This window comes from Mucilaginibacter straminoryzae (genome assembly GCF_022953055.1).
GTDB lineage: Bacteria > Bacteroidota > Bacteroidia > Sphingobacteriales > Sphingobacteriaceae > Mucilaginibacter > Mucilaginibacter straminoryzae.
Genome location: NZ_JALJEJ010000002.1, coordinates 100,697 through 123,208 on the forward strand (window position 1 = coordinate 100,697; position 22,512 = coordinate 123,208).

Genomic DNA, 22,512 nt, shown 5'->3' on the forward strand with positions numbered 1-22,512 from the left:
TCTTTATGGAGGCCGCATATACCCTTCCTGAAATTAAGATCTACAGATCGCCCTGGAAAGGTTTTAAGCTGATGCTTCTGTGTGCGCCGTTTGTTGCCTTTAGCTTGTACGATATTATCGGGCAAAAACACATCGAACAAACGTTGTTGAGTTGGTCTTCACTATTGTTCTTCGGCTTAGGTATTCCGTTCGGACTATTTCTGATTTTTGACAGAAGGCCGCAGATTATTATTAACGAAACCGGTATTTATGACCGGACGGCATACCACGATTTTATTAATTGGAATACCATTGAGCACGCCTACTGGAATACCATTTATAAGCAGCCTTTTGTGTGCCTGATCATAAAAGATGAATTCCGGCATTTGATTAAAAGTAAAAAGAGACTACAGGCGTTGAACCCTTTTTTGGGCCTTTCAGAAGTAAACATTCACCTGGGTAATATTTCGGGTCTTCAGCAGGAGCAGCTAACGGCCTTTATTGTAGCCATGAAAGATGCACCCGTGGTAGACCGTAGCAGATTATTAAAAAGACATTTCGAAAAAATAGCATGAGCGTAAAAGTAGCCATTATCATGGGCAGCAAATCAGACCTGAATGTAATGCAGGATGCTGCCGACGTATTGAAAGAACTGGGTGTCGACTATGAAATTACCGTGGTATCGGCCCACCGCACCCCTGAAAGAATGTTCAGCTACGCGAAATCTGCGGCAGACCGCGGTTTGAAAGTAATTATTGCCGGTGCTGGCGGCGCTGCCCATTTACCGGGCATGGTTGCCTCGTTAACGCATCTACCGGTGATCGGTGTTCCGGTGAAGTCGAGTAATTCTATCGACGGCTGGGATTCTCTGCTATCTATCTTGCAAATGCCAAATGGTATCCCGGTTGCTACGGTAGCCCTTAACGCAGCAAAAAATGCCGGCCTGTTAGCCGCGCAGATCCTGGCCACGGCTGATGAATACCTGGCCCAAAACCTGATCAATTACAAAGAAGATCTAAAAAACAAGGTAGAAGAGTCGGCTAAGCAGATGAAGAATGAAGGTTATCCTTCGGATTTTGAATAAGCGTACAGTTACTGGTTTCGGGGTGCGAGAACTTTGATTTTTAAAAATCTATACAAAAACAGTACTCGCTCCTCGTAACTCCTTACTCGCAACTAAAAACTAATTCAACGTCGGGTTCTCCGGAAAATTAGCGATGTGCGAATAGCGCGGACCAAGTCCGATTACTACCTCGCGCCAAAGATTCTGCTCGTCATGGGCAAAAATGATCTCCTGGCTGAATTTGTTCGCTACAATCCAGGTATCTTCCAGCAGCTCTGCATCCAACTGCCCGGCGGTCCAGCCGGAATATCCTGCAAAGAACTTTATTTCGCCGTCTTCTAACTGATAAGTGTTTACCAATTCCTTCACTGCTTCAAAATCGCCTCCCCAATAAATACCATCCCAAATCTCTATCCCGTCAGGAATTTTCTCCGGACAGCGGTGGATAAAGTGTAAGGTATTGTTGGCCACAGGGCCGCCAAAGTAAACAGGCAATTCAGAATAGGCGATATCCGGAAGCAAGTCGCCCAGCATATATTCACTCGGATGGTTCAGTACAAACCCCATGGCACCCATATCAGAATATTCGGTCAGCAGGATTACCGACCGCTTGAAATTAGGGTCCATCATAAAGGGCTCAGATATCAAAAGCCTGCCCGCGGCAGCTGAAATGGTACTTAGCATAGCTTATGGGTTGTATAAATTTATAACACAAGTGTTAAATTAATGTTCTTTTATTAATACGTAGCATTACAACGGTCGGATTTATATCATATTACCCGGGTGGATTTGTAGATTTGCCACATCATGAATCAGCAAGATATTCAAAACCTAAGACAGGAGTACCAGGCTTCTACTCTGTCTGAAAAAGAAGTAGACGCAAACCCCATCGCACAATTCGAAAAATGGTTCAATGAGGCTTTAAAAGCCGAAGTTCAGGAACCAAACGCCATGACATTAGCTACAGCCACTTCAGACGGCCGACCGTCGGCGCGGATTGTGTTACTTAAAGGTTTCGACGAAAACGGTTTTGTTTTTTATACCAACTACCTTAGTCGCAAGGGAAAAGAAATGGCTAAAAACCCATTGGGTGCCATTACCTTTTTCTGGGGAGCGTTAGAAAGACAGATCAGGATAGAAGGCACTATCGAAAAAGTGAGCCGTGAAGAATCTGAAGAATACTTTCATTCGCGCCCAAAATTAAGCCAGATCGGCGCACTCGCCTCACCGCAAAGCCAGGAAGTAGCAGGCCGCGAAGTATTGGAGCATAAAATGCAGGAACTACAGGAGCGTTATGCCGATGAAGAAGTAATCCCGAAACCATCGCACTGGGGTGGTTATATTTTAAAACCTACCTGGTTCGAGTTCTGGCAGGGCCGCCAAAGCCGTCTGCATGACCGGGTTGTTTACAAAAAAGCGGATAAAAAATCGTGGAAAATAGCTCGCCTGGCACCATGACATTTGAAGAGATCAAGCAGATCCTGATAGCTAAGTTTGGTGCCGAACTGATTCTGGGTGAAGAAACAACCGGGCTTCAGCCGGCATTGTTGATTCAGCCGGAAAAAATCGTTGAGGTTTGTCGCGAACTCAGAGATAATCCGGCGACGCACTTCGACTTTCTGAACCTGATTTCGGCAGTAGATTATGGCGAGAACAAGTTTGGTGTGGTGTACCACCTTACGTCTATGCCGTACCGCCTGCAATTGACCTTGAAGATAGTTAAAGAGCATACCCGTGATTTGGAAGATTTGCCTTCTTTCCCAAGTTTAACTTCAGTATATAAAACTGCGGATTGGCATGAACGGGAAGCTTATGACCTGGTTGGGGTATTTTTTGAAGGTCACCCCGATCTGCGCCGCATCCTGCTACCCGATGACTGGGAAGGCTATCCGCTACGAAAAGATTACAAAGCTGCAGAGTATTATAAGGGGATTAAGATTGATTGATTTACATTTTGAATTTCGAATGTTCAAATTCGAATTTAGCCAGCAATGCAGGTAGATAATTTAAAAAGTATAAAAAGGGTCATTTCGAATACTTAAGTATGAGAAATCTTCTTGAACGTGCTGCTTTTAGAAGATTTCTCACTACGTTCGAAATGACAGAGTAGAAATCCGAAATATGAATGCAGCTCTCGAACGATATTATCAGAAAATAGCTGATGCCGCCACACAGGACATGATCCTGAATATGGGGCCGCAGCACCCGTCTACGCATGGTGTTTTACGTTTAGAACTGATTACAGACGGCGAGATTGTGAAAGAGGTCATCCCCCACATGGGTTACCTGCATCGCTGTTTTGAGAAACATGCAGAATCACTTACCTACCAGCAAACCATTCCGTTTACAGACCGGATGGACTATTTAGCTTCCATGCTGAATAGCCACGCCTGGGTAATGGGAGTAGAACGGATGATGGGAATAGATAAAGAAATCCCCAAGCGGATTGAATACATCAGGGTGTTGGTTTGCGAATTGAATCGCATTGGCTCGCACCTGATCGCCCTGGGTACTTATGGAATTGATATCGGCGCCTTTACCCCTTTCTTGTGGTGTTTCCGCGATCGTGAGCACATTATGGGCTTACTGGAGTGGGCGTCTGGGTCGAGGCTGCTGTATAACTATATTTGGATAGGCGGTCTGTTCTACGACCTTCCTGTTGGCTTTGAAGAGCGTTGCCGCGAATTTGTGACCTATTTTAAACCCAAACTGGCGGAACTTAATCAGCTGCTTACGGATAACGAGATCTTTATTAAACGGACAGCAGGCGTTGGTGTTCTACCATTAGATGTTGCCATTAACTATGGTTGTTCGGGGCCGGTTCTGCGTGCTTCGGGCGTTAAGTGGGATCTTCGCAGGATAGATAACTACTCGGCCTACCCTGAGCTGGATTTTGATATCCCGATTGGCAAAGGCGAAATGGGGGCAGTAGGCGATTGCTGGGACCGCTACAAGGTACGTGTAGATGAAGTAGCTGAATCACTAAAGATTATTGAACAATGCCTGGATCGCCTGCAGAAAGAGCTGAAGCGCACCTCTGACTTCGATCCAAGGGCTAAAATGCCACGCAAGATCACACCGAAAGCGCAAGACTACTATATGCGTGCAGAAGATGCACGCGGCGAAGTGGGCTTTTATTACATCGCTGACGGCAAGACCGAAATCCCTTACCGGGTTAAAGCCCGTGGACCAAGTTTCAATAATCTTTCCGTAATGGCAGAGATCAGCAAGGGCGTAATGATAGCCGACCTGATTGCCATTCTGGGTTCTATCGATATCGTTTTGGGAGAACTGGACAGGTAGAGCATATGTAACACTTCTTTTATTATCTATCATTTCAATCTAAATCTATTCACAAATCATATGAAGCGCATCGTCTATATAAGCCTGTTGCTGGCCGCGACATTAGTAACAGCTTGTAAAAAAGAAAAGAATAATCCGGAACCCGCATCAATTTTGGGTAAGTGGGTAATGAAGAGTTATAGGGTAAGAGTTTTTGACGCTAACAATATATTAACAGTAGATTCTACACATAACGTCAGAAATTGGGAACCCGTGCACTACTATAAATTTGAAAGTGATGGCACAGGTACAGAGCCTTTTTACGGATATCCATACGTTGTAATAGATCATTTTAATTACTCTTATAATAACAATATCATTCAATATTATTACCCGCCAGCGAATGATTTAGTTTACAGTATCAAGGTAACCAGTTTGACATCGAATACGCTGGACGCCACATCCATCAACAATACGCAAATTGGGAAATACGTATTCGACCGCCATTTCGAGAAAGAATTATGATAACAAACAGCAAAGCCCCTTACGGAGCTTTTGCATTGAGGTAAAAATTTATAATAGAGGGTTGATTGCTTTCTAAGAATTAATAAACCTTAACCTGGTAAACATAATTCTTTATTCTCTTGATCTGTTGAGTCCGGTTTAAACTTGCCAGCGTATTCTTGTTGGTCAGGTTGATTTTCTTACTGATAGAATCCGGAGGCATATTCTTGATCGCTTTTAACAAATACTGAGATTTGATGGCGAAAGCAGCACCTTCCATCAGGCTTTGCTTGCCGCTAATGATACCAATTACGTTACCACGGGCATCTAACAACGGTCCGCCGCTGTTACCAGGGTTAACCGGGATAGAAACCTGGTAAGCCGTAGTATCATCATGGAAACCGGTGGAAGAAGACAGGTAACCTTTACCGTAAACGGCATCGTTACGAGGATAACCAATGGTAAATACATCTTCACCCAAATCGCTTTCCGCTTTCTTAATACTATATGGTAAAGCTGTAAAGTTGCGGAAGGTGGTATCATCTATCTTCAACAAAGCCACATCATACTGGGGCTCTGTATAAACAACTTTGGCATGGTAGGCTTCGCCCGCAGCATTCTGTACATAAACAGAATCGGCACCGTTAATCACATGGTAATTAGTAACCAAATAACCGTTCGGCGAAATAATAAAACCTGTACCGCCAAATTTTGCCGGTTCCATTACTTTCTTACCTTTCTTAATGTCGTTGATCAGGGCATTGGTCTTATGATCCAGTTGAGCAGTTCTTTGCTCCTGCTGTTTAATCTGCATCCTTAACTGGGTGAGGTTAGAGCTATGATCATTAAAATAACCAGTGAAGAACAGCGTAGTCAACATCGCGAAAATGGCAATAGATGCCGCTACAGATATTTTGGAGTGGTGATTTCTCCACAATTGTACCACCCATGAAGGACGCTCTGTCAGTTCCTCTTTCAAGGCGTGCACATCAATATCCGCATGGATCGCGTTCAGGCGTTGTTCCAGATCGCGGCGTTCGCTAAACTGCTTTAACAACCCGATAAACTGCCGGTGCTCGTTCACCTTACGGTCCAGCTCGCTATCCTGGTTTCTCAATATATCAAAGGCTGCACGCTCCTGCGCCGACATTTCGCCGTTCAGGTAACGTTCAATCTCGTCTTGTAAATCCCTATCGTTCATTTTTCCCTATTCCTATTTATGCTGAAAAAATAACTTCTTCAGCCGTTGTAAACATTTATACTTCTGCGTCTTGGCGTTATCCGCATTGGTGTAACCAAAACGCGCGCAGATCTCCTGCATGGAGCGATCATGCATGTAGAAGTCCTCAATAATGGTCCGGCATGGCTCGCCAAGCTGTTTCAGGGCACTCTCCATCTGGTTCAGCTGCAAATCCCGGTCGTGGTGCTTTTCTACTTCATCTTCCACGGGTAAGTGATCCTGAAAATCATGTATATCCCCTCCGTAGCGGCTCATCTGGTTCAGGCGTTTCAGCCATAACCGCCGGCATACAGAGTAAATAAACGTTTTCAGTTTACTGCTCAATTCAAAATCGCCGCTTTTAACCTTATTATAAAGAACTATAATCGCCTCCTGATAGATGTCTTTGGCATCGTCTTCAGAGCCGCTATTATTGATAATCAACTGTAGCACCATCGGAAAATACGCCACATACAAGCGTTCCAATACAGTTTCCGAATTATTCAGTATGCCAAGTATAACCTCGCTATCTGTTGGTGCTGAACCTTTTAACACATTACTCACTATTAATACTTTATACATGTAAATGGTAACCCATGATCGTCAAAAATAATTATTTAAAAAAATTTAAAAGCAGTGGGTTACCTTTTGCTGGTATGGGTATTAAGGAATGGTAACTTAAAATAAACTTTTAATTAAAAGACAATGAAAAATTTTGCAAAATTAGCTATCGTAGCTTTAGTAACTGTATCTTTCGCTGCTTGTTCTGGTAACAAAAGCGCTGAATCAACTGATTCAACCAAAGTTGATTCTACTGCTACTACTACTGTAGATTCTACTGCTAAAGTTGACTCAACTGTTAAAGTTGACACTGCTAAAGCTGACACTACTAAAAAAATGTAATCTAAACAGATCATAAGATCTTTAAAAAGGTAACCTCTAAAGGGTTACCTTTTTTTATTTAACGTATTAATACAAAAAACAACAACTGATACACTATGAAAAACTTCATGAAATCTGCGCTGATCCTGGCTATTACTTCTTCATTCGCAGCTTGCAACGGAAATTCAAACAAAGGTAATGTTGACAGCACAAAGGTTGACTCTTCTGTTAAAGCTGACACCGTAACTAAAGTGGATACCGCAAAAGGAGATAGCGTTGCTATTAATGACTCTGTTTCTGTTAAAGCGCCGGATACTCTGAAAAAAACCACCACTGCCAGCAAGACAGTTGTTAAAAAAGAAAGCAAAAAACAGTAATTGTTTTAATGTTTTTAACCCTCAGCAATTTTTTTTGAAAAAACTGGGTCACCTTTTTGTATTATTGGTATTAAACATAAATTATTAATCACTTTTAAGGAAAAATCACAATGAAAAATGCATTCAAAATTGCTGTAGTAGCTTTAATTTCAGTTTCAATGGTAGCTTGCAAAGGCAACAGCTCTACTACTACTACTGATTCTACTAAAACTGACAGCACTGTTAAAGTTGACTCAACTGTTAAAACTGATTCAGTTAAAACTGACAGCACTGCTAAAGCTGACACTACTAAAAAAGACACTACTAAAAAAATGTAATTACATTTTTCAGCAACAAAAAACCCCGCTGGTTATACCGGCGGGGTTTTTTGTTTTATTTGCAATCAGCTTACGGTTTCTTTGTTCCAGCTTTTGCGTCTTTTGAAGTATCTGCAGGCGCAGCAGTAGCAGGTGCCGGTGCAGCCGCAGCTACAGGAACGCTACGAACTTTCATGTGAGTGGTATCTTTCGCGATTTGCGAACCACCATTACCTGCATTCTCTACATTACCAGATTGGCCCATGTAATGCGTAACTGCAGAAGTATCTTTATTTGATGGCGCGCCATATGTATTTCTAGCAGAATCCGGAATATCCTTTGGTGTCTGCTGCCCGCTTTGACAAGCGCTGAAGCAACAAGCGGCAAACGCTCCAAGCGCCAATAATTTGTAAGTTTTCATGAATGTGTTTTTCGTGTTTTACCTTGCAATATTACTCACTTTAAACAATAAAAGCACACCGTAAATACAGTGTGCTTCAAATTGTTCGCATTAACGGCTTATTCTGTCTGGTCGCGCAGCTGTTTAATGGTATCGTGCGCAATGTTTAACTTCTGCTGTTGTTGCAACAGTATCTCTTTTATGTAAGCCGGCACCTCTTCTTCTTCCAGGGCATCTTTATAAGCTTTCTTAATAGCATCTTCCCCAAATTCGCACTCTTCGAGTACATTATGGGTATCATGGCCGGTAAACGCAGCTTTTACCTGTAGCCAGGTACGGTGCAAAGAACCGCTTGCACTGGTGGTATTATCGATGTCCTTGCCAAGGGCCTGAATTTCTGTACCCAACTCCAGCTTGTTCTGGTGGCTCTCGCCAATAAAACGGGTAAAAATTTGTTTCAAATCTTCGCGGCCCTCACCGATGTTTTTGGTAGCACGCTCAAAGCCTTCTATACGATCATTATTGATCTTTACTAAATCGTTCAGTATTTCTAACGTCGTTTCTTGTTTGGTTTCCATAGGTCGGATATTTTTTAAAGAAAACGCACTACCAATTAAAAAGTTTGCCCTACCGCGGCATTGCTCACAACCATTGAGTTTCAGGCTATAGCAATTGCTTATTAGTTTGTTGCTTAAAACTTAACCGCTGATTGTTTTGTATTAATACACGATGAACAGTTTTTCTGCTACCCTCATTAACATTTTTATAGGTATAGTTATCCTTTGGTTAATTGTATTGGTTATCTCGCTTATCTCGCTGAGCCGACGCAAAGATATGCTGAAACCGATAAAGGTGATATGGGCAGCGGCTATCTTTTTTGCCCCGGTGGTCGGGTTAATTTTCTACCTGATTTACGGAACACGAAACAACCGCAGGGGGATTAAACGCTACTAACTTCCTTGACTTTTTCGGCTTTCAATAATTTAATTACACCAGCCGCCACCAAACCGCCTACCAGGTAATATACTACAGATAAAACTTTCGTCTGTTCCGTCCGGTTGCTATGATCAGGATTAAGTCCCATAGGTTTTGGAAGGTACACCGCACCTACACCCGCACCTAAGCCCAGCAACGCCCCTTTTAACCAGGTTTGTTTAGGCCCTATAGCGGCAGTGCTATAATAAACGGTGTTACTCAACAGGTCTCCGGCCAGTGTAATTTGGTAAAGGGTGTCCTCATCCGGCAGGTTGATTTTTGCCTTGCGGCCCAGCTTTATTAGTGTTTCCATTCCTAATAAATCCATCCTTGGCGCTATATGTCCTCTCTTCTTCTTTACTACCTGGTGAATGCCGGTTAACACAACCGCACCGGCAAGCCCTCCCGCTAAGGCTGCTAATACTTTCATAATGCTGTTTTCTTTTAAACACCCTTAAAGTGCTTTTGTTGAAACACGTTTTTGTATTTTCGCCGCAATGGATATCCTTGTCGACCTACAGAACATCAGTGCTGCTGTACAAAACCAAACAGCCCTACAAAATGTAAGCCTGCAAATTTCTAAAGGTAAGCACCTGGCTATTATCGGGCCAAGTGGGTCGGGCAAAACAAGCCTTTTGCGGATAGTAGCCCATGCGCTTGCCATTACAAAAGGAGATGTAGTTTATCATCGCTCTTTAGGAACTGAGCGGAACCCTGCTGCCCACGTTGCACTGATCGAATCGAGGCACCATTTCAAAAACGCTTCTAACACCACTGATTTCTACTATCAGCAGCGCTACAATTCATCAGATTCTGAAGACGCACAAACGGTAACTACTTATTTGCAGCAAGTAGCTTGGGCTCATCCCGATGCTTCCTACTGGACGTTCGATAAAGTAGTTGAAAAACTGAATCTGACCTACCTGCTGGATAAACAACTGATCAAGCTGTCTAACGGCGAAACCAAACGCCTGCGTATTGCTTCTGCCTTGCTTAAACACCCCGTAATTTTGTTGTTAGATCAGCCATTGACTGGCTTAGATGTCACTTCGCGCGAATACTTTAATAATCTGCTTCAGGAAATTTCCGCGTCCGGGATCACTATTGTTTTAACCACCTCCCCTGCCGAAATACCCGCTGTTACCGAAACTGTTCTGGTGATGGAAAACGGATCGATCACCCAAGTGTTAGAGCGCGAGGCCATAAAAACAGAACGGTTTCAATGGGCTAACAGCAGCCACAGTTTTGATGCGCAAGAGGTAAATGACCTGATGAATCAACATGCCTTTGAAACCTTCGAGGATATCATCCGGATGCAAAACGTTAACATTCGGTATGGCGAAGTACAGGTATTAAAAAACATCAACTGGACAGTAAAACAAGGCGAACGATGGGCCCTATTGGGACACAACGGCGCAGGTAAATCTACGCTGCTGAGTTTAGTTTATGGTGATAACCCGCAGGCTTATGCGAACGATATTGTACTGTTCGACCGTAAGCGCGGCAGTGGCGAAAGCATTTGGGATATCAAAAAGCGCAGCGGCTTTATGTCGCCCGAATTGTTCCAGTACTTTCCGCTTGATCAAAATTGCCTGCAGGTGATCGAGTCGGGTTACTATCATACCCTTGGCTTATTCCGCAGGAGCGACCCCAAAAAAGCCGAACTGGCAGAACGTTGGATGAAACTATTTAACATCTGGCAGCATCGTTTGCATTTGCTTAAAAACATCCCAGCCAGTGCCCAACGGCTTTGTCTGCTTATTCGCGCCATTATCAAAAATCCGGCCCTGCTAATTCTTGATGAGCCCTGCCAGGGCATGGATAACCTGCAGCAGCAATTTTTCAAACAGGTAATCGACACCATTTGCCGGAATAGCAATATCACTCTGATTTACGTCACGCACTACATGGAAGAGCTACCAGAGGCCGTGACCAAACAACTGAAGCTGGTTAAGGGCGAGGTGGTGGAATAGTTGATTTTAAGTTTACGAGTTTGTTTTTTACAACCAGTAACATATAAGGAGTTGTGTCCTTTCGAGTTTTGTACAAAAGAAAATGAGTGCTATTCTTAGTACCATTAATAGCTGAGTCAGGATCTAAGATCCCATAAATAAAATACATACCACGATTGCCGGGCCATTTAAACATAACAGTGTCGCCCTTTACAGCATAATTTCCTGCCGCTTTCTCCACACCAAAACAAATACTTTTAAAATAGAAGCACCCATCTTTCTTTAATTTTAATGTGGAAAAGCAATTTGCAACACCCTCTCTGGATGCGACTAATACATCCTCACCTTCCATACTTTCGAAATTTATTATCCCGGCAGGTTTTACAACACAAATCGTTAATAATAAAATTGAAACTATTAAATGCGTCATCTCTTGACTTCTTGAGAGCCCTCCTTTTAACACGGAAAAAAGACGAAAAACAACTTTTACGACAAGAACAAGAAAAACGATGATTAAAATTAAAGTTAATGGAATAAGAAAAATCCCACACCAACTTTCCCAGTAATAAGACGTATTGGTAATTAAAAATAAAATTATCGCAGTGATAAGAAGGTTCTTTGTTTTCACATTTAAATATAGCAGATAGTATTCATCGCAATGTCATTCTTGGTTGCTTTATGTGAATTGTTCGCCAACTGCGTATCTTTGTGATATGAATACTGCCGATCTGTTAGCGCGCGCTTTAAAGTTTGAGTTCCTGAGTATGGAAGAAGGGGTTTATTTGTATCACCATGCAACCACGCCCGACCTGATGTACACGGCAAACGAATTGCGCAAAATACAGGTACCTCATGGAAAGGTTACCTGGCAGATAGACCGTAATGTAAATACTACTAATGTTTGTATTGCCAACTGTAAGTTCTGCAATTTCTTTCGCAGGCCGGGGCACGAGGATAGCTATATCACCGATATAGAAACCTATAAACGCAAGATCGAAGAAACCTTTAAATACGGCGGCGATCAGTTACTGCTTCAGGGAGGCCATCACCCCGATCTGGGCCTTACCTTCTACGTCGACCTGTTTAAACAGCTAAAAGAACTATACCCGGCGCTTAAACTGCACTCGCTCGGTCCGCCGGAGATTGCGCACGTAAGTAAACTGGAAGGAATGAGCCATATCGATGTATTGCGCGAAATGCAGGCCGCCGGTTTAGATTCATTACCGGGTGCAGGAGCAGAAATTCTGAACGACCGTGTGCGCCGGTTGATCTCTAAAGGGAAATGCGGCGGCAAAGAATGGCTGGATGTAATGCGTGCGGCACATAAACTAAATTTACCAACCTCGGCTACCATGATGTTCGGCCATGTAGAAACGATTGAAGAACGTTTTGAACATTTGGTTTGGATCCGCCAGGTGCAGTCAGAAAAACCAGAAGGCCATTATGGCTTTACCGCGTTTATCCCATGGCCATTTCAGGATGATGGCACCCTGCTGCGTAAAGTGCGCGGCATTACCAATAATGTTACGGGTGATGAATATATCCGCATGATCGCACTTAGCCGTATTATGCTGCCAAATATCAAAAACATCCAGGCCTCGTGGCTTACGGTTGGGAAACAGGTAGCGCAGATCTGTCTTCATGCCGGAGCAAATGATTTTGGTTCGATCATGATTGAGGAGAACGTAGTATCGGCTGCAGGCGCGCCGCACCGTTTCACTGCCAAAGGTATACAGACCGCAATTGCAGAGGCGGGCTTTGAACCTCAGCTACGTAACCAGAAATACGAATGGCGCGAAATACCTGCTGCCATAGAAGAACAGGTGATCAATTATTAATCTGTTAATACGATCTAAAATAAAGAAGCCGGCATGAAAACCGGCTTCTCGCGTTATATATGAACTTAATTAGGGGATTGGCATTTAGCTTTTTAAAAAAGTCGGATAAACTCCCGCAGTCGCTCCGACTATACCTTTGTCTATGAAAACACCCTTGGATGGGTATTGATATATAGGCAATTGAAATACCAATCCTTAAAAACCGCTCTATCGCTTGTAAGAAGCAGTTTATCGCAACTACTAAAGATTTAACTGTAGAAATTGATTCTCTTTTAAGGAAATTATTACCCATTAATAAATTTCAAGACAGCGAATAACAGTAAGTTTAAATTTGCCGAAATTTTTCGGGCATAAAAAAAGGCCGGAAAAACTCTCGCAGTTTGTTCCGACCCTACATCTACCTATGAAAAACAATCCCTTTGGGAAGGGTAATAAGCTATAGACAAAGCCTGTACCAATACGCCCAATATTGCCCTATAAGCAACAAACAGCATTAGTAATAGTTAAAGCCCTAAGGTATTGTGGATTTCATTTCTCTTATCAGGAAAATTATGCCCCTTTCCGCATTGATAATTTTGCGTTCTTCAAAATCCTTGATCTTAGTAGTGAAGGCACTGCCTCCGAATCCCGACTTGTTTTTAAATTCCCATGCCAGGAAGCCTTGAAATTTTAACAATCCAGAAAATCACGAAACATCTATAGCTAATAGCTATAATTTATTCTACAATTAGTTAAATATTTACTCAACCGAAATTAATTAAATCTAAAACGATTAATATTTTCAATTTTTTGTAAATTTGTAACAATTAGTCACATAGTAGGCAACGTTTTTTTGATAGCTGCTGGTAGCTGTATAACCCAGTTTAACTTCTGCTGTTCATAAACAGTTATAAGAAAAAATAAACAGCTATAAGAAAAAGATTATCCCGCGACAAATGCGATTAAACAGTGGCAAAAAATAGGGTTTTTAATGTGGATAAGTGTTGTGGAATAAAACCTGATAACTTAACGTGTAAGTTATTGCAAATCACCTAATATTATTTTATTTTTATTTAAAAATATTTGTTGTAACTTTATTAACTATTGAGAAACCTTTATCCTAATTAAAAATCAAGAATGAAAACACTGGGAAAAAAAATCAGATTATTACGTCATCAAAAAGGTTGGAGCCAGGAAGATGTCGCCAAGAGATTAGATATCTCTATACCTGCTTTCTCTAAAATAGAGACGGGTATTACAGACATTAACCTGTCACGCCTTGAACAAATAGCTGATTTATTTGAAATGTCAGTGGTTCAGCTACTCACTTTTAATGATGCCGAGGGCGACTTAAAATATGCCAATGAATTGGAAACCATCAACAAAAAACTGATGGATCGTGAGACAGAGGTGATTGACTTGCAGAAAAAAGTAATTGAATTATTTGAAGAGCTTCGTCAAAGTAAAGCAACAGCCTAACCAGACAATTTTGCATTGCATTGAATAAGACATTGCCCGGAATACTCCGGGCATTTTTTTTGCAATTATTTTTATCGAGCGTGCTCTGGATACTAAAAAATATACCTCATGGTGGCATGCTTCTTACTGAAGGTAGCCCCCATAGCGTAATGCAGTGCCAGCATTTTATCATTAAAATCCCCTACCCAGCTCAGCTCCATTTCATTATAACGGTTCAGCGGCAGTACATACTCTTTTAGTTTGATGAATAAAGCAGATTCCAGCCCGTGGTTCTGATATTTTTGCTTGGTGCCCATTACCACGGCCCTCATTCGTGATACACCTTTCCACCGGTAATAGGCAAACTTAAGCTTACCCAGTAAATTCAATTTGCCGTTGATGTTCTTCAACATCTGGTTAGCATCAGGTAATACCACCACTGCCGATGCCGGCTCGCCATTTACATAAGCAAACCAGATAAGGTTCTCGTCCATAATGGGTTTCATCTGCCAGAAGCTGTCCATAATAGTTTCGGTAGCTATCGGTACAAAATTCTCGAAATTTTCCCAGGCATCGTTGTATATCTCGCGGAAGTCAGCCGCAAAGCGATCAATATCTTTTGCTACCAGGTGTTTAAATTCATACCCAGGTTTTTGTGCTACCCAGTTTGCGATTTTTGTAAAACGCTCAGGGAAGGGCTTATGGGCATCTATGGTATTGGTAATTTGCTCATAAAGGGTAGTAAAACCGTAGTTGTCAAAAAGCTTTTTGTAATAAGGACGATGGTAGTTCATACCGTACGAAGGCGGGATAAAGCCTTCTACCAACAAGCCCCAGTGGGTATCGTTTTCACCAAAGTTTATCGGCCCGTCCATGGCTTTCATCCCTCTTTCGCTCAGCCAGTTCTTTGCAGTATCAAAAAGCAGATCGGCAACCTGCTGGTTATCCACGCTTTCGAAAAAGCCCATTCCGCCAGTCGGCCGGTCATACTTATAGGCCTTTTGCTCATTAATGAAAGCCGCAACACGCCCCAGTAATTCACCCTTATCGCCTTTTAACACCCAACGCGTACATTGCCCGTGCTGAAAAAAACTATTTTTTTTGGGATCGAAAACCGACTCGATATCGTTATCAAGCGGGCAAACCCAGTTAGGGTCGTCTTTATAAATCAGCCTTGGTATATCCAGAAACTCTTTTATGGTTTGTTTATCCTTAACTTCTTTTATCGTCATAAGTAGCTGTTACCGCCCTAAATTATACAAAAAAAGCATCCAGCTTAGCAGACTGAATGCTTAAGTTCTTAAATATGATGGAATACTTAATTAATAATCCTCGTCTTCGTCGAAACTTCCGAGATTACCATAGTCCAGATCATCATAAGATCCTTCAAAATCGTCATCATCATCGTCATCATCAATGAATCTCTTTTTCGCTTTTGGGTCAGCAGACTTAGGGGATTTGCCAACTCCTGCGGTCTTCGACACAGTTTTCTTTTTTTCGGGTTTCTTGGGCGTTGCCATTGCACTTAAAACTTAATGGTAAATCTATAGCAAGATAACTTTTACTTTTGTTGTGCTCATCAGGTTGTGAGCGTTAATGTTCTATCAAAAATAACGAAAATCAATAATCAAAGAAATACTAAAAATCAATCTTTTTGCTCGCCAATACTATCATTCTCATTTACAAGGTCTTTTAATTGCGGTAGTTCGCTGATATTATTTATACCGAAATAATCCATAAATAAGGGGCTGGTACTATATAGCAAAGGTTTACCCACAGAATCCGCCTTACCCGATATCACAATCAGTTCTTTTTCCAGCAATTTCTGAATGGTATAATCGCAATTTACACCACGGATCTGTTCAACCTCGAGTTTCGTAATCGGCTGACGGTAAGCAACTATCGCAAGCGTTTCTATGGCCGCCTGGCTAAGTTTCTTTTTAGAGCGCTGCAACTGCAACTGGTTAATGGCCTCGTGATATTTTTTCTTGGTGAGAAACTGATAGCCGTTCCCCGTCCTGACTAATTCTATCGCAAATTGTTCATCTGCATATTTGCTTTTAATATCATCCAGGTATTTTATAACCTGTTCCGCACTAATGTCTTCATGAAAAATACTTTGAAGGCAGTATTGCAACTCTTCCAGCCGGATGCTCTGTTCCGAAGCAAAGATCAACGCCTCCAGGTTTTGGACTATATTTTCCATACCGCAAATATAATCAAGTAAAACTTTTAGAAGTTGGAATCCAGCAAACACCAATACTCGTAGATTGTAGTAGATGTAACAATTATTAACCGTTTATTAAAAACTATCAACTTTTATGAAAACATCAACACAAGAGGTTCCGCAGCAAGGTGGAATGGCTCGCAGGCAATTTCTACGCTATGCCGGAGCAGGTGCTGCTTTAGCTGCAGGGGCAATCACCATGTCTTCGTGCAGTAAAGACCGTAAAGGCATTGAGAATGATCACGTAGATCTGGGCTCTGGCGATATTGCTATTCTAAACTATGCTTATGCTTTAGAACAACTGGAAGCCGCTTTCTACACACAAGTTGTTCAAACGCCATATTCTGGTATCAGCTCGGCAGAGCTTTCACTCCTGACTGATATTCGCGATCATGAGATTGCACACCGCGAGTTCTTTAAAGCGGCATTAGCCGGTAACGCGATTGAAGGTTTGACACCAAATTTCTCAAGCATCAATTTCGCTGACCGTACCAGCGTTCTGGCAGCTTCTAAAGCATTTGAAGACTTAGGCGTATCCGCTTATAACGGTGCAGGTGCCATGATCCAAAAGGCAGATTATCTTGTTTTAGCAGGAAAGATTGTTTCTGTTGAAGCGCGCCATGCTGCACTGATCCGCGATCTGATCTCTTATAATTCTTTTATTGATTCATCTGTAGTTGACATTGCCAACACCAGCCTTGAAATTTCACGTACACCTGCACAGGTAGTACCAATTGCTAATCAGTACCTCACCGGCAAAAAATTGGCTATCCCAAGTTTAGGCATCTATTAATCTACCTTTAAAAACTACAAATCATGAACTTATTTGACATTATCGAAAATATAAGCAACGCAGACCCGGAGTTTCAGGACAGAATCAGCCCACGTCGTGCAGCCATCAAAAACATTACAAGTTTCGGCTCTAAAGTAGCTGTAGCAGCGCTACCGTTTGCATTTTCAACTTTATTTAAAAAAGCTTACGGCCAAACTGCAACTACCAACGTAAATGATGTACTCAATTTTGCGCTGACTGCAGAATACCTGGAGTCGAGCTTCTATAACAAATACGTCCCTAAATCATACGTTCCGGCGGCGGATAAACCAGGTCTACAGTTGATCCAGATGGATGAAAACAACCATGTGAAGTTTTTAAAATCTGTATTAGGTTCTGCGGCTATCGCTTCGCCGACATTCGACTTTTCCGGTGGTAGCGGTTCTGGTAATGGTCCGTTTGCTGCGGTAGAAACCGACTATGACACCTTCCTGGCGTTAGCGCAAGCCTTTGAAGATACCGGTGAGCGTGCATACAAAGGGCAGGCAACCAACCTAATGGGAAATGCAACCGTGTTAACAGCAGCATTAAACATCCATTCGGTAGAAGCACGCCACGCTTCGCACTTACGCCGTATGCGCCAGTTACGTGGTGTAGCTATAAAACCTTGGAAAACAGGTACACAAAGTGGTATCACGGTACCGGCTGCTGCAGCAGTTTATGTGGGCGAAGATAACACCACACAGGCAGGCGTTAATATAGCAGGTATTGTAAACACGAATGCGGCAACAGAAGCGTTTGACGAACCGTTAGATAAAACATCTGTTGTTAATATCCTGACGCTATTTATTAAAGCTTAAACAACATTAATCATTAGTTATTTAAACGCCCCAAATGGGGCGTTTTTTGTACTGATAATTCCCGATTTGGGCAATTAGTTACCAAGTAAATTATATAATTACCTATAAATAGGCTATTTATTTCCTTTAGAGCAACAATTGGCAATTTGGTATATCCTTTGTCTATATATTATTGCCCTACTCAAAAGGGCTTGTTTTTCATAGGTAGATGTAGGGTCGGAACAAACTGCGAGAGTTTGCCCGACCTTTTTTATTTACCGCTATTACTGCGGGGCTCGTATCCTTTATATCCTTTTAAAACGCGCGGCCACCCATTCATTCATTTTTAAATGGGTTTCGTATTCAAGATGATACTTAGCCGCTTCTTCTTTGATTATATCCAGATCTGGCGATTCATAAAATCCACTAAAATAGATATCGCCACCATGTTTAAGTACTTCGGCATAACGCTGCATCTGATCGAGCAGGATGTTTCGGTTGATATTGGCCAGGATAATATCAAACTGGGTATCTGGTATCGCTTCCTTAGATCCGCAGGCGGCCTCAATATTATGTGCGCCATTTAGTTTCGAATTTTCTATCGTGCTGTCGTAGCAAACCGGGTCATAGTCTATCGCTACAATTTCAGCAGCACCAAGTTTTGAAGCCAGAATGGCCAATATACCTGTACCACAACCCATATCCAATACCTTTTTACCCTTGAAACCTGCGCCAAGCATCAGCTCCATCATCTTTGACGTGGTTTGGTGGTGCCCTGTACCGAACGCCATTTTAGGATCGATGATGATCTCGTATGGAAAACCTGCGGAAGGTTCGTGGAAGGTTGCCCTTACATATACCTGGTCTTTGATTTGGATGGGCTGAAAGTTGCTCTCCCACTCCTGGTTCCAGTTTTTCTGCGCGATGGTGTTTACCTGGTAACCGAACCCGAACATACTTTTATAAACTTCCAACGCGGCATCTACATCAGGCTGATTAAAAGTATTTTCTGGCATATAGGCTTTAAAACCGTTCTCAGTTTCTTCAAAAGTATCAAAACCGCAATCGCCTAACGCGGCAATCAGTAAATCTTTCTGATAATCCTCTGCTGCTGCCAGCGTGAAAACCAGTTCTACATAATTCATAAAAATAAAATTAAAAGTGGTATAAGTTATTGCGCAGGATAACCGCATGAAGCTTATACCCGGTAAATAACATTGCCGCGGTAAGCAGCCAGTAAATAGCTTGAATTGTTACGCAGGTTGATACAGAGCGCAGTAAAGTTGTTAACCCGGCCTCGGGGCTCCAGATCAGTATGCTTAAAATTACGGAGAATATGATAATCACTATCGCTACTGTGAGCAATTGTTTTTTTCTTTCACCCTGTGCTGATGAAAAGAATCGCTTAACAAGCTTTTCTACGTACAGCCCATTTAATAAAAGAGCAGCTACATATAAAAGCGGCATCACATGCGAAAAATATACTCGAAGATCTGTAAAGGTAAATTCGTTCGGATAAGCCTGCGGATGAAGCTGATATGGAAACAATTGTTTCAGCAACCAGGCTAATATAACAAACGGAACGAAAGTAACAAGCGCCGAATAAGCTAATTTCCGCAGGTAAAGCATTGTTTAGAGAATTAGGTATTGAGATGTGAGATTTGAGACACCTTCTTATTCATCAAACATCTCAATACTCACATCTCATGACTATTTAATTAAACACTTTAACAATATCGGTAAAGTCGCGCGACTTTAAAGAAGCACCGCCGATCAGGCCGCCGTCTATATCCGGCTGCGAGAATAGCTCCGGCGCATTTTTAGGGTTCGCACTGCCACCATAAAGGATGGTAGTGTTATCAGCTACCTCCTGGGTATAATTACTTGCAATTTCGTTACGGATAAATGCGTGAATTTCCTGCGCCTGTTCTGCTGTTGCTGTTTTACCAGTACCGATAGCCCAAACGGGCTCGTAAGCAATTACAACCTGCTCAAAATGTTCGGTAGACAGGTGGAATAACCCTTCTTTCAGCTGCGTTTTGATCACCTCAAAATGTTGCTCAGATTCACGCTCATCCAGCGTCTCGCCGATACAAAAAATTGGTTTCAGGCCATTCTTTAAAGCTACGTCTGTTTTCACGGCAAGCACATCGTTCTGCTCGCCGAAATACTGACGACGCTCTGAGTGCCCCAGGATCACATACTCCGCACCTGTAGAACGTACTTGTTTAGCAGATACTTCGCCGGTGTAAGCACCAGCTTCTTTATCACTTGCATTTTGTGCGCCAACAGCTACTTTATCATAGCCCTTAGCTAATTGTGCCAGGCTATGTAAATGAATGAACGGACTGCAAACTACTACGGTCTGCTGGCCGGTCACCTCGTCTTTCACCATGTTAATTACTTCAGAAAATAACGCTAAACCTTCATTATAGTCCAGGTTCATTTTCCAGTTACCGGCGACGATTTTTTTTCTCATGTCTCCTTAAGATTAATTTATGTAGAGTAAATACTTATTTCTTAATTCCAATTTTCGCGATAGGTTTTCGTATGATCGAACAAGTACGAAAGGATGTCTTTTTCTACCTGGTTAAAGCTACGGTGTTCGCGGCGTTCGTAAACCTTCGCAGCAGTTTCAAAAACCTTATTTAAAGCGTAGGTTTCCATTCCCTCTGCCCCTCCCCAGCTAAAATCCGGGATGAAATTATTAGGATAGCCTGCGCCAAAAACGTTCGCACTTACGCCCACTACCGTTCCGGTATTAAACATAGTGTTGATGCCGCATTTAGAATGATCTGCCATAATCAACCCACAGAACTGAAGCCCCGTTTTACGGAAACGATTTGTTGCATAATCCCACAGCTTCACTTCGGCGTAATTATTCTTCAGGTTAGAATTGTTGCTATCCGCACCGATATTACACCATTCACCCATAACGGAATTACCGAGGTAACCCTCGTGCCCTTTTGATGAATAGCCCCAGATCACGGCGTTGTTGATCTCGCCACCCACCCTCGAATAGGGGCCAACCGTAGTAGCGCCATAAATCTTGGTGCCCATTTTTACCTGCGAGTTGTTGCACAAGGCAAATCCGCCGCGGATGTGGGCGCCTTCCCAAACTTCGGTAGTATTGGCCAGATAAATGGGCCCGTTCTTCGTGTTGAAAGTCGAGCATTCGGCTACTGCGCCTTCTTCTGCAAAAAAGTTATCGCCAATGATGGTGTTGGTACTGCTGATGTTTGCACTGGTGCGTCCTTTGGTAAGCAGCGCGAAATCTTTACGCTGCTCTATATCGTTCTTCCTGAAAATATCTTCGGGATAGGTTAATACAACAGGTGTCCCCTGGTAGGTAACCTCGCAGTCGTAAATTTTTTCCGCGCTGAAATCCTTTGCATCTGCTGAATTCAATTTAACTGCGACCAACGAATTCTCATACTTCAGCATCTCCCCTTCCTGTAGTTGATTAATCGCATCCAATAACTGCTCATCCGGGCAAAAAGCACCGTTGATGAACAGGTTATCTTCGCTGATCTGTAGTTGAAACTTTGGCTGCAAATAAGCGCGTGTATGGAAGGAGTAGCTTTTCTTGAGGTTTACTGCCCATTTTTGAGCGATGGTAAGTATACCAATGCGCAGGTCGGCAACGGGGCGGGTAAAGGTTAAAGGTAACAGGGTTTGATACCTTTGATCGTCAAATAAAATGATTGCCATTGCACAAAAATAAAAAAGTCCCCCGATTGTGCCGGGAGACTTTCAAATATTTTAAAGGCGATACCTTATTTCTTAGCGTAACGGCTACGGAATTTATCGATACGGCCGGCAGTATCTACCAGTTTCATCTTACCTGTATAGAACGGGTGAGACATATGAGAAATTTCTAATTTAACCAATGGATACTCATTACCATCTTCCCATTTAACGGTCTCTTTGGTATCAATGCATGATTTGGTGATGAAAGAATAGTCGTTAGACATGTCTTTAAAAACCACTAATCTATAATTTTTTGGATGCAGGTCCTGTTTCATATCAATTACGTTCCTTATAAAAGAGGTGCAAATATACAAGTTTTAGTTTAAAGTAAAAACAGCAGCGCAAAAAGTTTTCAACACAGAGTAGAAAAAGGACGAAAAGACAAAAGACAAGGTGGTATCCAGCCTTTTAGATAAATAATAGGAAATTATGGTATAGTACTCTCAATGTATACGCTCAGTTGGCCTGGTTCTGAATTTTCCTGAGAAGGTAGTCGAGTGATAACGGCCCTGAACCCAGCATCAAAAAGATGCACACAAGTGACATCACCTATTATCAACCGGATACTTTGCGGAAAAAGCGATAACCGTGCTTACCGCTCAAGTATCCAGCTTAAATAGGCCTGGTGATTTAAAAAAGCAACACCGTTCAACAAAAAGGCCAAGCAATACCCGCAGGGCATCAAGAATGGCCTGATGATGCAGGCACCCCACTGCGGTA

Annotated in this window: 30 protein-coding genes; 15 read left to right on the forward strand and 15 right to left on the reverse strand. The window is 42.4% G+C overall.

Annotation, left to right across the window (positions count from 1 at the left end):
* Positions 1–5: 5 nt before the first annotated feature.
* Together MUY27_RS04100 and purE are read left to right on the forward strand one after the other, a co-directional pair.
* The gene (locus tag MUY27_RS04100; RefSeq protein ID WP_245128713.1) at positions 6–554 is read left to right on the forward strand and encodes an STM3941 family protein; all 549 of its coding nucleotides are present in this window, start codon (positions 6–8) and stop codon (positions 552–554) included.
* Positions 551–1,063, forward strand: coding sequence for a 5-(carboxyamino)imidazole ribonucleotide mutase (gene purE, locus MUY27_RS04105; protein ID WP_245128714.1), 513 nt, complete (start codon positions 551–553; stop codon positions 1,061–1,063). Before MUY27_RS04100 ends, purE begins: the two co-directional genes overlap by 4 nt.
* Positions 1,064–1,162: 99 nt before the next feature.
* On the opposite strand, the gene MUY27_RS04110 is transcribed toward purE, so the two are convergent.
* Entirely contained in the window at positions 1,163–1,726 is a 564-nt protein-coding gene (locus MUY27_RS04110; protein WP_245128715.1) for a YqgE/AlgH family protein, read from the reverse strand.
* Between the two features lie 123 nt (positions 1,727–1,849).
* Between MUY27_RS04110 and pdxH the strand changes: the two genes are divergently transcribed.
* The 4 genes from pdxH to MUY27_RS04130 all read left to right on the forward strand — a co-directional run bounded on the left by pdxH (position 1,850) and on the right by MUY27_RS04130 (position 4,849).
* Entirely contained in the window at positions 1,850–2,500 is a 651-nt protein-coding gene (pdxH, locus tag MUY27_RS04115) for a pyridoxamine 5'-phosphate oxidase (RefSeq protein ID WP_245128716.1), read from the forward strand.
* Complete coding sequence (locus MUY27_RS04120) at positions 2,473–2,988, forward strand: NADH-quinone oxidoreductase subunit C (protein WP_338042646.1); 516 nt, start codon at positions 2,473–2,475, stop codon at positions 2,986–2,988. Before pdxH ends, MUY27_RS04120 begins: the two co-directional genes overlap by 28 nt.
* A gap of 175 nt (positions 2,989–3,163) precedes the next feature.
* The gene (locus MUY27_RS04125; RefSeq protein ID WP_245128717.1) at positions 3,164–4,345 is read left to right on the forward strand and encodes an NADH-quinone oxidoreductase subunit D; all 1,182 of its coding nucleotides are present in this window, start codon (positions 3,164–3,166) and stop codon (positions 4,343–4,345) included.
* Positions 4,346–4,405: 60 nt separating this feature from the next.
* The gene (locus tag MUY27_RS04130; protein ID WP_245128718.1) at positions 4,406–4,849 is read left to right on the forward strand and encodes a lipocalin family protein; all 444 of its coding nucleotides are present in this window, start codon (positions 4,406–4,408) and stop codon (positions 4,847–4,849) included.
* 79 nt (positions 4,850–4,928) lie between these two features.
* Here the strand turns inward: MUY27_RS04130 and MUY27_RS04135 are convergent, their stop codons facing one another.
* The gene (locus MUY27_RS04135; protein WP_245128719.1) at positions 4,929–6,029 is read right to left on the reverse strand and encodes a S1 family peptidase; all 1,101 of its coding nucleotides are present in this window, start codon (positions 6,027–6,029) and stop codon (positions 4,929–4,931) included.
* Between the two features lie 12 nt (positions 6,030–6,041).
* Complete coding sequence (locus tag MUY27_RS04140; RefSeq protein WP_245128720.1) at positions 6,042–6,629, reverse strand: RNA polymerase sigma factor; 588 nt, start codon at positions 6,627–6,629, stop codon at positions 6,042–6,044.
* Positions 6,630–6,752: 123 nt separating this feature from the next.
* Here MUY27_RS04140 and MUY27_RS04145 point away from each other — a divergent pair, with 123 nt between their 5' ends.
* From MUY27_RS04145 to MUY27_RS04155, 3 genes are all read left to right on the forward strand, one after another.
* The gene (locus MUY27_RS04145) at positions 6,753–6,950 is read left to right on the forward strand and encodes a hypothetical protein (protein WP_245128721.1); all 198 of its coding nucleotides are present in this window, start codon (positions 6,753–6,755) and stop codon (positions 6,948–6,950) included.
* Between the two features lie 95 nt (positions 6,951–7,045).
* Positions 7,046–7,306 carry a hypothetical protein gene (locus MUY27_RS04150; RefSeq protein WP_245128722.1) on the forward strand — a complete coding sequence of 87 codons (261 nt, stop codon included), beginning with the start codon at positions 7,046–7,048 and terminating at the stop codon, positions 7,304–7,306.
* A gap of 110 nt (positions 7,307–7,416) precedes the next feature.
* The gene (locus tag MUY27_RS04155; protein WP_245128723.1) at positions 7,417–7,623 is read left to right on the forward strand and encodes a hypothetical protein; all 207 of its coding nucleotides are present in this window, start codon (positions 7,417–7,419) and stop codon (positions 7,621–7,623) included.
* 70 nt (positions 7,624–7,693) lie between these two features.
* Here the strand turns inward: MUY27_RS04155 and MUY27_RS04160 are convergent, their stop codons facing one another.
* Together MUY27_RS04160 and MUY27_RS04165 are read right to left on the reverse strand one after the other, a co-directional pair.
* On the reverse strand, positions 7,694–8,023 hold the full coding sequence (locus MUY27_RS04160; RefSeq protein ID WP_245128724.1) for a hypothetical protein: 330 nt from the start codon (positions 8,021–8,023) through the stop codon (positions 7,694–7,696).
* Between the two features lie 98 nt (positions 8,024–8,121).
* The gene (locus tag MUY27_RS04165) at positions 8,122–8,580 is read right to left on the reverse strand and encodes a PA2169 family four-helix-bundle protein (RefSeq protein WP_245128725.1); all 459 of its coding nucleotides are present in this window, start codon (positions 8,578–8,580) and stop codon (positions 8,122–8,124) included.
* Between the two features lie 151 nt (positions 8,581–8,731).
* Between MUY27_RS04165 and MUY27_RS04170 the strand changes: the two genes are divergently transcribed.
* The gene (locus MUY27_RS04170) at positions 8,732–8,956 is read left to right on the forward strand and encodes a PLDc N-terminal domain-containing protein (protein ID WP_245128726.1); all 225 of its coding nucleotides are present in this window, start codon (positions 8,732–8,734) and stop codon (positions 8,954–8,956) included.
* On the opposite strand, the gene MUY27_RS04175 is transcribed toward MUY27_RS04170, so the two are convergent.
* Positions 8,943–9,407 (reverse strand): hypothetical protein, encoded by a 465-nt coding sequence (locus MUY27_RS04175; RefSeq protein ID WP_245128727.1) that lies wholly within the window; start codon positions 9,405–9,407, stop codon positions 8,943–8,945. The genes MUY27_RS04170 and MUY27_RS04175 overlap by 14 nt on opposite strands.
* 67 nt (positions 9,408–9,474) lie before the next feature.
* Between MUY27_RS04175 and MUY27_RS04180 the strand changes: the two genes are divergently transcribed.
* Positions 9,475–10,950: an ATP-binding cassette domain-containing protein gene (locus tag MUY27_RS04180; protein WP_245128728.1), complete on the forward strand. Its 1,476-nt coding sequence runs from the start codon at positions 9,475–9,477 to the stop codon at positions 10,948–10,950.
* On the opposite strand, the gene MUY27_RS04185 is transcribed toward MUY27_RS04180, so the two are convergent.
* The gene (locus MUY27_RS04185) at positions 10,928–11,557 is read right to left on the reverse strand and encodes a hypothetical protein (RefSeq protein WP_245128729.1); all 630 of its coding nucleotides are present in this window, start codon (positions 11,555–11,557) and stop codon (positions 10,928–10,930) included. The two genes, MUY27_RS04180 and MUY27_RS04185, sit on opposite strands and share 23 nt — an antisense overlap.
* An 85-nt stretch (positions 11,558–11,642) precedes the next feature.
* Between MUY27_RS04185 and MUY27_RS04190 the strand changes: the two genes are divergently transcribed.
* The gene (locus tag MUY27_RS04190) at positions 11,643–12,767 is read left to right on the forward strand and encodes a CofH family radical SAM protein (RefSeq protein WP_245128730.1); all 1,125 of its coding nucleotides are present in this window, start codon (positions 11,643–11,645) and stop codon (positions 12,765–12,767) included.
* Between the two features lie 1,116 nt (positions 12,768–13,883).
* A complete protein-coding gene (locus MUY27_RS04195; protein ID WP_245128731.1) occupies positions 13,884–14,225 on the forward strand; it encodes a helix-turn-helix domain-containing protein in 342 nt (113 codons plus the stop codon).
* A 92-nt stretch (positions 14,226–14,317) separates the two neighbouring features.
* Here the strand turns inward: MUY27_RS04195 and MUY27_RS04200 are convergent, their stop codons facing one another.
* The 3 genes from MUY27_RS04200 to scpB all read right to left on the reverse strand — a co-directional run bounded on the left by MUY27_RS04200 (position 14,318) and on the right by scpB (position 16,410).
* Positions 14,318–15,436 (reverse strand): GNAT family N-acetyltransferase, encoded by a 1,119-nt coding sequence (locus MUY27_RS04200; RefSeq protein WP_245128732.1) that lies wholly within the window; start codon positions 15,434–15,436, stop codon positions 14,318–14,320.
* A 90-nt stretch (positions 15,437–15,526) separates the two neighbouring features.
* Positions 15,527–15,688: a hypothetical protein gene (locus tag MUY27_RS04205; protein WP_245128733.1), complete on the reverse strand. Its 162-nt coding sequence runs from the start codon at positions 15,686–15,688 to the stop codon at positions 15,527–15,529.
* 161 nt (positions 15,689–15,849) lie between these two features.
* Positions 15,850–16,410: an SMC-Scp complex subunit ScpB gene (scpB, locus tag MUY27_RS04210; RefSeq protein WP_245128734.1), complete on the reverse strand. Its 561-nt coding sequence runs from the start codon at positions 16,408–16,410 to the stop codon at positions 15,850–15,852.
* A 115-nt stretch (positions 16,411–16,525) separates the two neighbouring features.
* Here scpB and MUY27_RS04215 point away from each other — a divergent pair, with 115 nt between their 5' ends.
* Together MUY27_RS04215 and MUY27_RS04220 are read left to right on the forward strand one after the other, a co-directional pair.
* Positions 16,526–17,224: a ferritin-like domain-containing protein gene (locus tag MUY27_RS04215; RefSeq protein WP_245128735.1), complete on the forward strand. Its 699-nt coding sequence runs from the start codon at positions 16,526–16,528 to the stop codon at positions 17,222–17,224.
* Positions 17,225–17,247: 23 nt separating this feature from the next.
* Positions 17,248–18,063 carry a ferritin-like domain-containing protein gene (locus MUY27_RS04220; RefSeq protein ID WP_245128736.1) on the forward strand — a complete coding sequence of 272 codons (816 nt, stop codon included), beginning with the start codon at positions 17,248–17,250 and terminating at the stop codon, positions 18,061–18,063.
* A 284-nt stretch (positions 18,064–18,347) separates the two neighbouring features.
* On the opposite strand, the gene prmA is transcribed toward MUY27_RS04220, so the two are convergent.
* From prmA to MUY27_RS04245, 5 genes are all read right to left on the reverse strand, one after another.
* Entirely contained in the window at positions 18,348–19,187 is an 840-nt protein-coding gene (gene prmA / locus MUY27_RS04225) for a 50S ribosomal protein L11 methyltransferase (RefSeq protein ID WP_245128737.1), read from the reverse strand.
* Positions 19,188–19,197: 10 nt separating this feature from the next.
* Positions 19,198–19,671 (reverse strand): hypothetical protein, encoded by a 474-nt coding sequence (locus MUY27_RS04230; protein WP_245128738.1) that lies wholly within the window; start codon positions 19,669–19,671, stop codon positions 19,198–19,200.
* A gap of 85 nt (positions 19,672–19,756) precedes the next feature.
* Positions 19,757–20,521 carry a triose-phosphate isomerase gene (tpiA, locus tag MUY27_RS04235; protein ID WP_245128739.1) on the reverse strand — a complete coding sequence of 255 codons (765 nt, stop codon included), beginning with the start codon at positions 20,519–20,521 and terminating at the stop codon, positions 19,757–19,759.
* 41 nt (positions 20,522–20,562) lie between these two features.
* Positions 20,563–21,753: a putative sugar nucleotidyl transferase gene (locus tag MUY27_RS04240; protein WP_245128740.1), complete on the reverse strand. Its 1,191-nt coding sequence runs from the start codon at positions 21,751–21,753 to the stop codon at positions 20,563–20,565.
* A gap of 65 nt (positions 21,754–21,818) precedes the next feature.
* On the reverse strand, positions 21,819–22,067 hold the full coding sequence (locus MUY27_RS04245; protein ID WP_245128741.1) for a type B 50S ribosomal protein L31: 249 nt from the start codon (positions 22,065–22,067) through the stop codon (positions 21,819–21,821).
* Positions 22,068–22,512: the final 445 nt, after the last annotated feature.

Coding starts and splice junctions, on each gene's coding strand:
- MUY27_RS04215 (WP_245128735.1), top strand. CDS start 16,526: ATGAAAACATCAACACAAGAGGTTCCGCAGCAAGGTGGAATGGCTCGC.
- MUY27_RS04230 (WP_245128738.1), bottom strand. CDS start 19,671: ATGCTTTACCTGCGGAAATTAGCTTATTCGGCGCTTGTTACTTTCGTT.
- tpiA (WP_245128739.1), bottom strand. CDS start 20,521: ATGAGAAAAAAAATCGTCGCCGGTAACTGGAAAATGAACCTGGACTAT.
- MUY27_RS04220 (WP_245128736.1), top strand. CDS start 17,248: ATGAACTTATTTGACATTATCGAAAATATAAGCAACGCAGACCCGGAG.
- purE (WP_245128714.1), top strand. CDS start 551: ATGAGCGTAAAAGTAGCCATTATCATGGGCAGCAAATCAGACCTGAAT.
- MUY27_RS04170 (WP_245128726.1), top strand. CDS start 8,732: ATGAACAGTTTTTCTGCTACCCTCATTAACATTTTTATAGGTATAGTT.
- pdxH (WP_245128716.1), top strand. CDS start 1,850: ATGAATCAGCAAGATATTCAAAACCTAAGACAGGAGTACCAGGCTTCT.
- MUY27_RS04125 (WP_245128717.1), top strand. CDS start 3,164: ATGAATGCAGCTCTCGAACGATATTATCAGAAAATAGCTGATGCCGCC.
- prmA (WP_245128737.1), bottom strand. CDS start 19,187: ATGAATTATGTAGAACTGGTTTTCACGCTGGCAGCAGCAGAGGATTAT.
- MUY27_RS04150 (WP_245128722.1), top strand. CDS start 7,046: ATGAAAAACTTCATGAAATCTGCGCTGATCCTGGCTATTACTTCTTCA.
- MUY27_RS04110 (WP_245128715.1), bottom strand. CDS start 1,726: ATGCTAAGTACCATTTCAGCTGCCGCGGGCAGGCTTTTGATATCTGAG.
- MUY27_RS04130 (WP_245128718.1), top strand. CDS start 4,406: ATGAAGCGCATCGTCTATATAAGCCTGTTGCTGGCCGCGACATTAGTA.
- MUY27_RS04100 (WP_245128713.1), top strand. CDS start 6: ATGGAGGCCGCATATACCCTTCCTGAAATTAAGATCTACAGATCGCCC.
- MUY27_RS04190 (WP_245128730.1), top strand. CDS start 11,643: ATGAATACTGCCGATCTGTTAGCGCGCGCTTTAAAGTTTGAGTTCCTG.
- MUY27_RS04175 (WP_245128727.1), bottom strand. CDS start 9,407: ATGAAAGTATTAGCAGCCTTAGCGGGAGGGCTTGCCGGTGCGGTTGTG.
- MUY27_RS04200 (WP_245128732.1), bottom strand. CDS start 15,436: ATGACGATAAAAGAAGTTAAGGATAAACAAACCATAAAAGAGTTTCTG.
- MUY27_RS04140 (WP_245128720.1), bottom strand. CDS start 6,629: ATGTATAAAGTATTAATAGTGAGTAATGTGTTAAAAGGTTCAGCACCA.
- MUY27_RS04195 (WP_245128731.1), top strand. CDS start 13,884: ATGAAAACACTGGGAAAAAAAATCAGATTATTACGTCATCAAAAAGGT.
- MUY27_RS04180 (WP_245128728.1), top strand. CDS start 9,475: ATGGATATCCTTGTCGACCTACAGAACATCAGTGCTGCTGTACAAAAC.
- MUY27_RS04155 (WP_245128723.1), top strand. CDS start 7,417: ATGAAAAATGCATTCAAAATTGCTGTAGTAGCTTTAATTTCAGTTTCA.
- MUY27_RS04240 (WP_245128740.1), bottom strand. CDS start 21,753: ATGGCAATCATTTTATTTGACGATCAAAGGTATCAAACCCTGTTACCT.
- MUY27_RS04145 (WP_245128721.1), top strand. CDS start 6,753: ATGAAAAATTTTGCAAAATTAGCTATCGTAGCTTTAGTAACTGTATCT.
- MUY27_RS04135 (WP_245128719.1), bottom strand. CDS start 6,029: ATGAACGATAGGGATTTACAAGACGAGATTGAACGTTACCTGAACGGC.
- scpB (WP_245128734.1), bottom strand. CDS start 16,410: ATGGAAAATATAGTCCAAAACCTGGAGGCGTTGATCTTTGCTTCGGAA.
- MUY27_RS04245 (WP_245128741.1), bottom strand. CDS start 22,067: ATGAAACAGGACCTGCATCCAAAAAATTATAGATTAGTGGTTTTTAAA.
- MUY27_RS04165 (WP_245128725.1), bottom strand. CDS start 8,580: ATGGAAACCAAACAAGAAACGACGTTAGAAATACTGAACGATTTAGTA.
- MUY27_RS04160 (WP_245128724.1), bottom strand. CDS start 8,023: ATGAAAACTTACAAATTATTGGCGCTTGGAGCGTTTGCCGCTTGTTGC.